Genomic DNA, 12,354 nt, shown 5'->3' on the forward strand with positions numbered 1-12,354 from the left:
GCCCGCGATCAGGGCCGCGTCGGGGGATGATACTCATGTGGCTGTTGATACGAATGTGACTCGCGAAAAGGCGGCGGTCGAGGCTCCCGACGGGCAGACCGACGCGTCCACCGCTGCCGAGCCCCAGGTTGCCCCGCCGCCGGTGCAACCGGCCGCGGCGGCGGATGCAGCGGCGGCGCCCGCACCTGCGTCGCCACAGCAGAAGGTGTGGACCATGCCGAAGTCGCCGATCACCCGTCGGCACGCCGACGAGGCGGGTCGTCTTGCGCGCATCGCGGTGGCGGGCCTGGGCAAGGCGGTGACGGTCGTCTCCGGCTTCGTCGCCGAGGTGGCCCGGTACACGGCCCGCGGCATCGTCGCGGCCTGGCGCACCGTCGAGGATGTTCCGCCGGCGGTGAAACTGTTCGTGGCCGCGGGTGTCCTCATGCTCGTCGGTGTCGTCGGTGCGATCTCGCTGGAGAATTCCTGGGGTTTGACCTGCATAGTCGTGGTGATCCCGGTGTGTGCCAGCATTCTGGGAGCCCTCGGGCACCGCTGGTATAGCGGGCAGGGCGCCGGCGCGGCCCGGCCGGCGGCGACGTCACCGGCCAACGCATCCGAACCGGCCCCTTCGGAGCTGGCGCGGTCGGTGCACTACGTCGACAAGAAACTCGCGCTGGCCCTCGGCTCCTTCGGGACCGAGCATCACCAGCAGGCGATGATCGCCCTGTTCCAGGCCAAGACCGCCGTCGAGCTCACGCTGGGAACCGAACAGGACACCGCCGAGGCGATCGACCTGCCGCTAACCACCGCTGAGTACAGCCCGCGGCCGCGGATCCGCGCAGGATCCACATCGATGCTGCGGGAAAGTAATTCGCTGGCGGCCTCGTGACCGCTGAGACCATCACCGGGCAGGTCGCGCTCATCGAGGACGACTACACCCTGGTGATCAACAGGGGCGCCGAAGCCGGGGTGGCGACGGGCATGGTCTTCGCCGTCAGCTCGCCCACGGGCCCGGTGATCACCGATCCCGAATCCGGCCTGGAACTGGGCCGGCTGAACCGCGACAAGCTGCTGGTGCGGGTGTTCGACGTGCACCGGTTGTTCGCCCGCGCGCACACTTTCGTCGTGACCGACGACTTCTACGGTCTGCACCGGATCGCCTTCGTGGCCCCGCCCGAAGACGACCCGGTCACCGTCGATGTGGGTGACGCCGTCGAACTGGTCCGACGCGAACCGGGCACGGGTGTGGCCGAGGCCACCGGCACGTAACGATAGTCAGGAGTCGGTCAGGCTGCGGCGCAGGGGATTCACCACAGCGGCGCACGGGACGAACAGCGGAACCGGGTCAGCCGGTGCCGCTCAGCTGAAATGTGATTTGTAGATCTGCCCGTGGATCCCCACGGTCTTGTCCACCACCTGTGACACGCAGAAGTCCCCCGCCGCCGACAGGTAGGCGTAGGCAGTGGCGCGGTCCATCCCGCGGTCGGTCTCCAGGTAGTCCAGCGCGTTGACCACCGCGCGCCGCATCGCGATGTCGAGGTCGCTGACCTGGCCGTCGCGGGCGCTGTCGGGGTCGGACAGGCCGATGGGCACCCAGGCGTCGGCGGTTTCGGCGAACGGATAGTGATATGCCACCGATGGTGCGTCCCCGGATCCCGGCTTGCAGACCGTGAGCCGGAACGTGCCGCGCAACGATCCCTCCATGGCGGTCAGCGCGACTTCACCGTTGCCCATCGCCATGTGCGGATCACCGGTGTAGAACAGTGCCCCTTCGGCGAAGACGGGCAGGTAGAACGTCGAACCCTCGCCGAGCAACCGGATGTCGATGTTGCCGCCGCCCAGCGTGGGTGGCACCGAGTTGGATGTCGGTGCGGTCACCTCGTGATCCTGGGAGAACGCCACCCCCATCATGCCCATGAAGGTCTGCAGCGGAAACCGGACCTCGGCATCGCCGTAGCGCATCACGCCCTGGCCGTCCTCGACGGCGGTGAATGTCGACACGTTGTTATAGGACATCGGGTCGTGGGTGTCGCGGCCGTCGGTGGCGACCGGGGGCATCACCTCGGACAGCGCGATACCGGCGGGCGCCCCACCGTCGGCGGTACGGGCCAGCGCGCCCTTGCCGTGCCGGCTGGAGACCACGCCGTAGGGCACCCGCGGGACCGCGCTGAGCGTCTCGATCTTCAGGACGTCCCCGGGTTGGGCCCCTTCGACGAACACCGGACCGGTGACGACGTGCGGGCCGTCCTTGTCGAAATCCCTTGGCGTAACGCTGTAGTCGGTAGCCACACCGATGGCGTCCTCGAGCACCGCGCTCTCCTTGACGCCGTGGCCGCCGAAGTAGCTGATCGGGTCACGTCCCTGGTCCTCCAGGATGCCCTCATGGGAGACGGTGTCGACAGTGATCGTGGACCCGGACGGAACCTGCATGACGGCACTGGCGTGCACGTTGGGGACATAGCCCCACAGCACCTGATCCGGAGTGGACGGCAGATAGTGGTCGCCGGGGATGTCGCCCTGCTGCGGTTGCAGGATCGCCGCGCCCTCGGCCAGGGCCGCGGAGCCCGTCGTGGTGCCGCTCGGTGAGGGCGAGCTCTGGTGAGAGCAGGCGACGGCGGCTCCGGCGCCCGCTCCCACGACGGCGACTGCGCGAACGAAATCGCGTCGGCCTATCCCCGCGGCGATGGTGCGGGCGGCGGTGTGTCCCAACGAGTGGTTCATGGTGACTTCTTCCCTTGTCGATCACCCGACCGTACGGAGGCCGTGTTGCCGCGACGTTGCTGGCGCGTGACTTGGGCATGCGACGTCCGGAATGTGATCGGCGATTCGGGTGCCGCGTTACGACCGCATGAATATGTTTGCAGTACTGCTGTTCTGGCTACCAGTGAGGGAAAGGGTCCCGTGGCCTGCCCTGCGGGACGAGGCGGCAATGTGCCGCCGGGCAATCACCGCTCCATGGTTGCCAGCACCCGGTTGTCGGCGTCGACGACATTGAGCTTGCGCAGCTTGGGCATCGGAATCGAGGTCGCCCCTTCGACGATGCCCACGCCGTCGGAGGTGGCCGACCAACTGGCTGCGGGATGCATCCGCCCGTCGTCGTCCATCGTCCGCAGGGTGAACACGCCGTCGGGCGGAAGCTTCTTGAGATCAAGAGAAATGGCGGTACCCCATGGCCTGGGCGTCAACGTCACCATACCGGTGACGTCGGCGGCCTCCGGGTGCATGGCGAACGTGCCGGATCCCGGCGGCAGTTGCTCACCGCCGGGGATGGCCAGGACACCGATGACCACGGCGGCCGCGGCGGCCACCACGGCGGAGGCCACACTTCCGACCAGGATGCGCCGCTTGCGACGTCGACCGGCGCGTCGCGCCGCGACCGCCTTGCGCAACATCGACACATCGGTGTCGGAAGGCCTCGGGTCGGACTCCAGATCTGCGGGGTCAGCCTTGCTCAGCAGCGCGGGCAAGGGCGCGAAATCGGCGGCTTCGGCCCGGCACTGCACGCACCCCTCGAGATGGGCCTCGAATCTTCTGCGGTCCTCCGCGTCGAGGCCGCCGAGGATGTAGGGCCCCAGCAGGATGTGCGGCTCGTCGCTCACAACAACCCCATTTCGTCGAAGACCGCCCGCAGTGCCCGCAGGGCGTAGTAGCTCCGGGATTTCACCGTGCCGACCGCGATGTCAAGGCGTTCGGCAGCCTCGGCGACGGTGAGGTCATCAAAATACAGCGCTTTGATCACCTGACGGTGCTCGGGTGAAAGCCGACGCAACGAGTCGCCGATCAGGATTCGCTCCAGCGACTTGTTGACGGTGTCTGCGGTCGGCGCGGTGAGGTCGGTGTCGGCCATGACCTCACCGCGCCGGGACTGCAGACGCCACTGGTCGACCATCAGGTTGTGGGCGGTGGTGAACAGAAACGACCGCGGGTTGCCGTTGTCCATGTCGATGCGATCGATGTTGCGCCATGCCCGGACGAACGTCTCCTGCACGATCTCGTCGCGCGTCTGGGGGTCGGAGATGTGTCCGGCCACGAACCGCCACACCTCATCGGCGTGGGCGGAATGCAGTGTGGTCAGCAGTTGGTCGTCGAGTCCCCGATCGGCCCGCTTGGCCGAGGATTGGTGACGCGGGCGCAAGGGCATGGGTCAATACCGGGGTGTGCCGTCGGCAAGCACGACACCCCACCTGTAGTCACCGAGTTTCTTGCCCACGCCATTATGTTGCCCCGGGGCAGTGTCCTGGACAAACGTATACAGCGGATGGGAGTCCAACGTCAGTTGCCGCACCCCGTCCTGGCGGACGATCGTGCCGAGTGGTGCCCCGATGCCGTTCGCGGACTCGGGCACCGTGTCGGGGGCGGCCACGATCGGCCAATTCTTCAGGCACGGGCCCAGGCAGCCGCTCACCGCGCCGGAGTCCCCTTCGAAGGCATACACGGTCATACCGTCCGCCGCGACGACAATGTCGCCCAGGTTGTCGACCTCCTCTGCCCGAATCGGCGCTCCGCTCGCGTCGGCGCGGGCGGCCTGACCGCACGCGGCCAGCGTCGTCGTCAACGCGGCAGCGGCCAGTGCACATCCAAGGGTTCTGCTGATATGTGTATTCACACTGGTATCTACGATGACGCTAGGCATTCGGTTCACCTTGGGCGCTGGAACTTTCGGCACGACCGAACGTCATCCGGCCCAGCATGCCGTCACGCAGTGTCACGGTGTGCAGTAGCACCGCAGAGACATGCGCGGCGATCAACACGACCAGCGCATAGGCCAGCAGCGAATGCGCATCGCGCAGCGGGCCGTACAGCGCCGCATCAACCGGAGCGATCGCCGGCAGCCGCCACGCGTCGAACAGCACCACGGGCACCCCGCTGGCCGACAACATCGCCCAGCCCACGAGCGGTTGGGCGAGGATCAGCGTATAGAGGGCCACCTCCGAGGCCGCCACCGCGAGCCGTTCGGCACCCCCTACGGTGGCGGGCAGAGCGGGTGCCCGGTGGGTGACGCGGTTGATGACGCGGACCACGAACACGACGAACACCGATGCGCCCAGCGCCATGTGTACGCCGAGGAGCACGGCGTAGTTACCCAGCGAGTTGGCCAGGACGAACCCGACAAGCAGGGTGGTGAACACCAGCACGGCGGCCACCCAGTGCAGCACCCGCGTGCCCGCAGTGAACCGTGACACCCTGACTCGGGTCGCCGTGCTCACGGCGTCACCTCGTCGCTGTCGATTGCCGGAGGCGCGCCGGCGACGCCGGCCCGGCGGCGGAACGAGGCCGCATATACCGCCGAACGGGCCGGCAGCAACGGATCCTCGGAAGCTTCGATGCCCTCGGGCAGAACCATCGGATCAAAGTTGATGTCCCTGGCATTGCCGGGCATCTCGGTCTCCACGCGTTCGAGCACCACGGTCCCGGCCTCCACGACACGGCGCTGGGGTGGCCACGCGACAGTGGCGTCGCCCAGGTCGTCCCCGGGTTCACCCACCGTGATCAGCATCCGCCACCGGACCGGGCCCGACCGGATGTCGCGGACCACCTGGTCGAACAACCGATCGGGGCCCGACGGTGTGGGCCTCGGGGGGCGGGACTCCCGCGTAGGCACCAGCGACCAGCGCACCGGGGTGCGCTCGCCGGAATCGTCGACGAAGAGGAACGTGTTGAGCCCGCGGAAGGTGCTATCGGCGAAACCGGAGGTGGGCGGGTGCTCCTTGACCACCTTCATCGCCCGCGCCGTTTCCGGGTGGTCCGCGAGGAACTTGGCCATCGCCGCGGGATCGGGCCTGCCCGTGTTCGGGTCCGGTTTGGACGCCAACAACCGGTCGTAGAAACCCTGCGGCGAATTATCGAGGAACACAGGGAGGTTCAGCATGGCCGTACGCCACTGGCCAGGATGGGGATAGCCGATCGCCAGCCCGAGCCCGCGTGCGGCGCCCGGGGTGTCCGCGGCATGGGGGTCGCCGCCGGCCAGCGAGAAGCGACCCACCAACGGGGTCCGCCCCGTCCGGAAGAGGGCCGCCGTGCTCAGCTCCGCGGCCGCGCCGTTGGCGTCGAAGTAGCCGCTTACCGCAACGCCCTTGGCGTGGTTGAGCCGATAGCCGGGATGGCGGCCGTAGACGTGCCGGAAAGCATCGACGAAGGTCTGCGGAACAAGCCGGCCACCCGAGCCGAGTGGGCCCCGGGCATACAACACCGCCCCGATGTCGACGGCGAGGAAGCCGCCCACTGCGGCCATGCCGAGAAGGGCGCCGCGACGAGTCACCGGCGCATCAATCCAGGACGGGGGAGGAAACCCTGTTCGTCGTTTCACGCATCCACCTTTTCGCGCACTGTGCTGGACCTTGCCGGGGCGTGAGCCCGTTCGTGTACGACACAGGTGCGCCGACCGGTTCGATCCCCGCGCAAGATGTGAGCGAGGTCACGTTGGGTGGGGTACCGTCCCTGTCGGGTGCCGAGCGGTCAGCCGATGCCGGTGGGTGGCATTGCTGAGGGCGCTCGGTGGTGCTCGCCGGAACCTTCGAGATCGACTCCGGCGCAGTGGGTTACGACTCCGGACGTCGCGTGGGTCCGAGATCAGGCCGTGGTGGTGGCTGTGATGGTCCTGACGGTGGTGACGTCCTGGTCGCCGACGCGGGTCGAGGTCGTCAGATACGGCGTGCCGTCGGCGCCGATGGTCACGGCGTAGACGATGTCGTCGGCCGTCACGTCGAGGACCTTCGTCGCTCCCGACGCGTTGATCGCCCAGACTCCGCCGTCTTCGCCCTCGAACGTGGCATAGGCGGTGCCGTCGGGGGCGAACACCAGGGGCTCGTCGAGAAGTCCCAGCGTGCGGTATTGCTCGCGGCGTGGCACCAGGCCGGCGTCCACGTCCAACGACGCAACGGTGTTGCCGTCCCGGTCGAAGGCCAGAATGTGATAGGTCGGCGCGGCGACGCTGCCCTCCTGGGTGACGAGATAGCCCGTTCCGTCGGGCCCGAATTCGATGGAGTTATGGCCCCCCACCACCGTGCCCGGCAACGTCGCGGTCACCGCGCCGGTCTCCACCGCGACCACCGCGGCGCCGGTGGTCTTGTAGCTCTCGTCCACCGTCTGGATCAGCTGGTAGGTGTTCCCGTCGGGGTCGAAGCTGACCGGCTCCCGAATCGTGGACCCCTCGGGCATGGTGAGGGTATCGGTCACGGTCCCGTCGGGGGTCACCACCGCCAGGTAGTACCGGTCGTCGACGTAGTAGGGCATGTAGGCGTTGGGATCCGGGGTGCCGTAGTCGCTGACCGGCCATGAGCCCATCGAGTAGACGTCACCCGGCAGCGGCACGACGGTGGTGTCACCGTCGCTATTGATGAACACCACACTGTCGGTGGGCGTGCCGCTGCTGTTGTTCACCGCCAGATAGACCGTCCCGTCGGGGGTGACCCGCAGCGGGGTGTTCTCGCTGCCGTTGAGCAGGACCGTCGTCGCATCCGTCGCGGTGACGTGTGAAACCCAGTCCTGGTGGGCGAGGTAGTTGTAGGTGAGGAAATAGACCCCGTCCCCGGCGGAGATCAGGGAGTCGCGGGTGATGCCGGGAACGTCGTGGGCGGTGCTGAAGATCCCCTTGTAGCTGAACACGCGGGTGGTCGTGTAGTCGCCCCGTTGCGGGCTGATGGCGAAGTAGGCGCGCCCGTCGCCGCCGATCACCGGCTCGACGGCATCGGCCGAACCCATTGGCAGCGGAATGGTTCTCGACAGCCCGTGCGGTCCGACCGCGAGCATCGCTGAGGTGCCGAGGAACGAGGTGTACTTCAGCATGTAGGCGCTGCCGTCCGGCCCCACGACCGGGGCGCCCGGAGCGATGAGGGCGGAGTACGCCCGCGCGGTGTTGAACTTCGAGACCCGCACGAGCCGGTAGCCGAGCCCGCCCCACAGCCCGGCCGCCGATTGTCGGGTCTGGAGGAACGTGGTGCCGTTGGGCGCCACCGACAACTGGGAGACCGGCTCGCCGCTGACCGAGCGCACCCTGTGCACCCGGCCGCGGTCGTTGACCACCGAGATGATGGTCCGGTTCAGCGACCGCACGTAGGTGGCGACCACGAGGCTGCCGTCGGGCCGGGTCACGGGCAGCGTGGTGGTTGCGGCGCCCCTGATGTCACGGGTGGTGAGCACCTGCCCGTCTGCGCCGATGATGCTGACCCTCGTCGTACCGGTCGCCAGGCCATCCGAATCCACATCCGTGGTGACCTGGTAGACGGTTCCGTCGGCGCCCACGACGGTCGGGGTGGTGGCCGTACCCGGGATCGATGTGGCGTCGGTGTCCGCCGCCGCGGCCGAGTCGGACTGCTGGCTGACGTCGGCCGTCGCCGTGGTCGCGGTCCCGGTCTTGTCCGGGCCGAACTGGCGCCGCACGTAGGCCAGCGCGAGCGCCCACAGCGGCGAGTCGACCGGGGTGTCGGGAGCATCGCTCGTGCGTGACGAGGGAGGCGGGGAGGACAGGGTCCGCACCGTCGCGGTCGGTGTGGCCTCGGGCGTCTCGGTGGCGGTATTCGGCTCGGAATTGGTCTCGGTGTCGGGCTGGGTATTCGGCTCGGAATTAGTCTCGGAGTCGGGCCCGGTGCCGGACTCGGTGTCCTTCGTGTCGGGTTCGGCGTCTTGTCCCGCCGCGCCGGACACGGGTGAAGCGTCGGCCGGGTCGGCCTTCTCCGGTTGGCCCGTGGGCTGGCTCTTCGGCCGGCTCGCCTGCTTCGTCTTCGGCTGCTTCGTGGGGGGCTCGGAGGATTCGTCGGCAGACCGATCATCGGCGGGTTTCTGCGTGGAATCGGGCCCGGTGTCACCGGAATCGGAAGCATCCGAGCGTTTGTCCGGCGCCGAGGTGGACGCGTCGTCGGTGTCGCTTCGGGAGTCGTGTCGACGCCGGTTCAGCGGTCGAGAGCCCGTCGCCGCATCGTCATCCCCGCCGGAGGCGCGCGAACGGTCGGCTCGATCCGACGCCGAGGTGTGGGAGGATCCGGCGCCCCGCCGCGCCGACGCGCCGGGGGAGCTCGAGTGCCGGGTCTTCGTGTGCCCGGCGGCCCGTGCGGCGCCCCGCTCCGAGGACTTCGCCGACGTCGTGTCGCCGGGCTGGGCCCATGCCTGTGGGGGCACCGCGGCCACCGCCGCCCCGATCCCGAGTGCCACGGCCAGTGCGCCGACGCGGCCGACGTACTTCTCCATTCCCACCACGCCTACCTCCCCGTTGAGCTCCCAGCAACGTACGGGCCGAGGCGGTGGAATGGCAATAGGGGAATGCCCTTGTCTGTCCGAACGACGAGGGTTTGGGGCAAGTTTCCTGGCCTGCATCGTGTGTGGGCCTCGCGGTGGCCGTGTGGGCCCGGGTGAGGCCGGTCCGCCGATCCAGTGAACTGACGGTCTTCGCGCAGTTTGGGCAACGCGGGCGTCGGCAGATCCTCCGGCCGGTCGCGGCGGTCAGCCCGAGCAGTCCAGCGACACGGTGACGGTGCGCCGCTCGACCACGTGCACCACGTCGCCGCCGCGTCGCACGAGGCGGGTGTGATCCTTGGGGTTGCGCACGTTGGTGACCAGGCATCGGTTCAGCGGAGCGTTGCCCAGCCGGTCGACGTTGACGTCGAACCCCTGCGCCTCCAGCGTCGCGATGGTCACCGCGGCCGACTCCGCGGCGTGCGCGACCGCCGCGGGAGCGGCGAGCCCCATGCCCGATGCGGTTATTCCACTCAGTAGCAACAACATTGCACGCATGGCCGTGCCTCTCTGTTCGGTGTGACTGTCATCTGGTTCGACGGGACAGCGGACCGAAAGGTTCAACGGGAAGCGTGAGCGGCCACTTTGGCGGGAACCGAGTCCGACACCCTCACGAAGAGCGCACCGGAGGCCGGGCGTGGAGGTTCCGTTCTGACGGGTGCGTAAACCGGACCCGAAACGGGTAGTCGTACGCGACCTCGGTGACACTCGACGGAAGGCCTGTGGCGATGAGTCTCTTACTTGACAGCCGGCGGATGGCCATCTGTCCAGCGTGCGGGTATCCGTCCTCGGGTGGATCGCTGTGCGCCATTTGCCAGCCGGCGATGGACGGGTTCTTCACCTCCCCGTTCCTCGCGGGCCGATCGCCCCGCACGCCGGCCGACGTGCCCGCGGGCGGATAGCGCGACGGCGGCCACCGTGCGAGAAGGAGTGGACGCCGGCGTTGAACGTCGCGGTCCCGGGCCGAGCGCGCCAGGGAACAGACGGGGGACCAGGCGGGGGAATATTTCGGGGGCGGCGGCGTTGGGTCGTGCGTGACCGAGCAACCGAAGCTGAGCCCCACCGACTGGGTCCGTGAGCAGACCGAACGCATCCTGGCGCAGGGCAGCACCGACGGCGTGGAGGTCCTGGACCGTCCGATCGTGCTGTTCACCACCACCGGCGCCAAGTCCGGCGCGAAGCGCTACGTCCCCCTCATGCGTGTGGAGGAGAGCGGCCGCTACGCCATGGTCGCCTCCAAGGGCGGTGACCCCAAGCATCCGTCCTGGTACCACAACGTCAAGGTCAATCCGACGGTCACGGTCCAGGATGGTGACAAGGTCGCCACCATGACCGCCCGCGAGATCCACGGTGACGAGCGCGCGCACTGGTGGAAGCTGGCCGTCGAGGCCTACCCGCCCTACGCGGAGTACCAGACCAAGACCGACCGCCTGATCCCGGTCTTCATCGTCGAATAGCGGCCATATCAGAACAGCGCTGTCCAATAAGCGCTGTCGAATAGTGACGCGGTACGTCGCGGCGGGGATTCCCGCGCAACGCGACGGTCGGTGCCCGGGCACCTCGCGGTCTGCGCGAGATGTCCGGGCGGTCGGTTGTCGGTCAGTTCTGCCGGTCAGACGCGCGTAGCGCGTGGTCGGCAGTGCGGACCAGGTTGCGGTTGAACTGGTACTGGGCGGTGACGAGCTTGTCCGCCAGTTCGATCGCGGCGTCGACGAGCTTGGAGCGCAGCGGCTGAAGGGCCTCCGGTACCGCCTCGTTGACCGTGTCACGGAAGCGCCGCAGCGCTTCTGTGGTGGCGTCCTGCCCCAGCTTGGCCGAGTCGCGCACCTCGTCGAGCAGTTCGACGGGCTGTGACGGAGCAGACGGCCTTTCGGATACCTCGGTCATGTCAAATCCTTTCAGAGAGTGACACTTTCCGATTTCAGACTAGGAGGGTCGGGGGCGTGTCCGCCATGGCCGAAGTGCCCTGGGCTCGCGGAAAAGGTCGTCATTGATCGTTGGTGGGCGCGCCGCGGGTCCACCCGGACGGCTCAGTACACACCCTCGTAGACCGGCGCCCCCTCGAAGGAGGCGGCGGGAGCCACCTCGCTGACCGAGTCGCCCACCTGCCCGGGCGGTCCGGGCACCCGGACGGCGGTGTCGCGTTCGAGGTTGTTGGGGATGAACATCCCCCTGCTCACGTGATTCATCACCACCTGACCCCGCTGACCGTACGGGACCGGCTCACCCGATTCCGGGTCGACCACCCAGAACACCGCATACGGCGAGCGTGGATCGAACACGAACGGATCCGCGTGGCCGGATCGGGCGCGGGTGACGGCCTGCGAGAGAATCATCGTGCTGCCGAACGCCATCGTGATCGAGGCCTCGCAGAAGATCCCGCGCAGCAGATCCAGTGTGTCCAGGTCGACGTGGGCGCCGCTGAGCAGGATGTAGCGCACCTTGGCGTTGACCAGGTCGACGAGGGCGTCATCCTCGGCGATGGCCTCCAACAGGGGCGGCGTGCAGTGCAGGTTGGCCACGTCCTGGCTGGTCAGGATGAACCGGGCCTGGCCGATGACATGCTCGACGTAGGCCGGGATCTGCTCGCCGCCACCGCGGGCGGCGAGCGTCTTGACCCACCGCGGATCCAGATCGATCGCGTGGAAGATCGACCCGAGACGCCCGGCCACCATCCGGGAGAAGAAGCCCACGCCGTGCGGACCGCTGGGCATCATGCACAGAAACCCGCGACCCGCTACGAATCCGCCCGACGCGAAGTCCTCGGTCTGCCAGCGGATCACCTGCTCGACCCAGTCCGGCAGTTGCACGGTGCGTTTGGGTGCCCCGGTGGTCCCCCCGGATTCGAAGATCTGCGGCAGCGCCGTGCCCGGGTATCCGGCCGGGATCAACTCCTCGACCGGTGCGTCCCGCAGCGCGCCGAGCAGGTTGGGGAACCGGCGCAGATCGTCGAAGGTCGTGATGTCGGTCAGCGGGTCGAAGTCGAGATCACCCGCGGCGCGCAGCCAGAACCGTGACCCGGTGTCGGCGCCGAAATGCCAGGCCATTGCGGTGCGCAGGTAGGCGTCCGGATCGAGGACCGCGGCCGCCCTGGGCACGTCCAACAGCGAGAAATCCACCTCAACCCCTTCCGTCAGGCCCATG

The 12,354-nt window shown here is 68.3% G+C and carries 13 protein-coding genes; 3 read left to right on the plus strand and 10 right to left on the minus strand.

Translation table 11 applies throughout. The features are described 5' to 3' along the window. Positions 1 to 214: 214 nt before the first annotated feature. Both CSR00_RS11190 and CSR00_RS11195 read left to right on the plus strand, forming a co-directional pair. Entirely contained in the window at positions 215 to 871 is a 657-nt protein-coding gene (locus CSR00_RS11190) for a hypothetical protein (RefSeq protein WP_099022527.1), read from the plus strand. Then, a complete protein-coding gene (locus tag CSR00_RS11195; RefSeq protein ID WP_099022479.1) occupies positions 868 to 1,251 on the plus strand; it encodes a hypothetical protein in 384 nt (127 codons plus the stop codon). Before CSR00_RS11190 ends, CSR00_RS11195 begins: the two co-directional genes overlap by 4 nt. A gap of 90 nt (positions 1,252 to 1,341) precedes the next feature. Here CSR00_RS11195 and CSR00_RS11200 read toward each other — a convergent pair whose 3' ends face one another. The 8 genes from CSR00_RS11200 to CSR00_RS11235 all read right to left on the minus strand — a co-directional run bounded on the left by CSR00_RS11200 (position 1,342) and on the right by CSR00_RS11235 (position 9,663). Then, positions 1,342 to 2,703, minus strand: coding sequence for an acetamidase/formamidase family protein (locus tag CSR00_RS11200; RefSeq protein WP_099022480.1), 1,362 nt, complete (start codon positions 2,701 to 2,703; stop codon positions 1,342 to 1,344). 224 nt (positions 2,704 to 2,927) lie between these two features. Further along, positions 2,928 to 3,581 (minus strand): zf-HC2 domain-containing protein, encoded by a 654-nt coding sequence (locus tag CSR00_RS11205; RefSeq protein ID WP_141564334.1) that lies wholly within the window; start codon positions 3,579 to 3,581, stop codon positions 2,928 to 2,930. Beyond that, positions 3,578 to 4,123 (minus strand): sigma-70 family RNA polymerase sigma factor, encoded by a 546-nt coding sequence (locus tag CSR00_RS11210; protein WP_099022482.1) that lies wholly within the window; start codon positions 4,121 to 4,123, stop codon positions 3,578 to 3,580. Before CSR00_RS11210 ends, CSR00_RS11205 begins: the two co-directional genes overlap by 4 nt. 3 nt (positions 4,124 to 4,126) lie before the next feature. Continuing rightward, positions 4,127 to 4,615 (minus strand): COG4315 family predicted lipoprotein, encoded by a 489-nt coding sequence (locus tag CSR00_RS11215; RefSeq protein WP_099022483.1) that lies wholly within the window; start codon positions 4,613 to 4,615, stop codon positions 4,127 to 4,129. Next, positions 4,608 to 5,189: a cytochrome b gene (locus CSR00_RS11220; RefSeq protein ID WP_245905947.1), complete on the minus strand. Its 582-nt coding sequence runs from the start codon at positions 5,187 to 5,189 to the stop codon at positions 4,608 to 4,610. Before CSR00_RS11220 ends, CSR00_RS11215 begins: the two co-directional genes overlap by 8 nt. Continuing rightward, on the minus strand, positions 5,186 to 6,214 hold the full coding sequence (locus CSR00_RS11225) for a catalase family peroxidase (protein WP_099022485.1): 1,029 nt from the start codon (positions 6,212 to 6,214) through the stop codon (positions 5,186 to 5,188). The genes CSR00_RS11220 and CSR00_RS11225 overlap by 4 nt, the downstream gene beginning before the upstream one ends. A 338-nt stretch (positions 6,215 to 6,552) precedes the next feature. After that, entirely contained in the window at positions 6,553 to 9,174 is a 2,622-nt protein-coding gene (locus CSR00_RS11230; RefSeq protein WP_141564335.1) for an ICP22 family protein, read from the minus strand. Between the two features lie 243 nt (positions 9,175 to 9,417). Next, positions 9,418 to 9,663, minus strand: coding sequence for a hypothetical protein (locus CSR00_RS11235; protein ID WP_245905948.1), 246 nt, complete (start codon positions 9,661 to 9,663; stop codon positions 9,418 to 9,420). Between the two features lie 581 nt (positions 9,664 to 10,244). On the opposite strand from CSR00_RS11235, the gene CSR00_RS11240 reads away from it, so the two are divergent. Then, positions 10,245 to 10,667, plus strand: a complete 423-nt coding sequence (locus tag CSR00_RS11240; RefSeq protein ID WP_099022488.1) for a nitroreductase family deazaflavin-dependent oxidoreductase — start codon at positions 10,245 to 10,247, stop codon at positions 10,665 to 10,667. 142 nt (positions 10,668 to 10,809) lie between these two features. Here CSR00_RS11240 and CSR00_RS11245 read toward each other — a convergent pair whose 3' ends face one another. Beyond that, a complete protein-coding gene (locus CSR00_RS11245; RefSeq protein ID WP_099022489.1) occupies positions 10,810 to 11,097 on the minus strand; it encodes a hypothetical protein in 288 nt (95 codons plus the stop codon). 143 nt (positions 11,098 to 11,240) lie between these two features. Beyond that, positions 11,241 to 12,353: a phenylacetate--CoA ligase family protein gene (locus tag CSR00_RS11250; protein ID WP_099022490.1), complete on the minus strand. Its 1,113-nt coding sequence runs from the start codon at positions 12,351 to 12,353 to the stop codon at positions 11,241 to 11,243. Position 12,354: the final 1 nt, after the last annotated feature.

The sequence above is a fragment of the Mycolicibacterium palauense genome (assembly GCF_002592005.1).
Taxonomy (GTDB): Bacteria; Actinomycetota; Actinomycetes; order Mycobacteriales; family Mycobacteriaceae; genus Mycobacterium; species Mycobacterium palauense.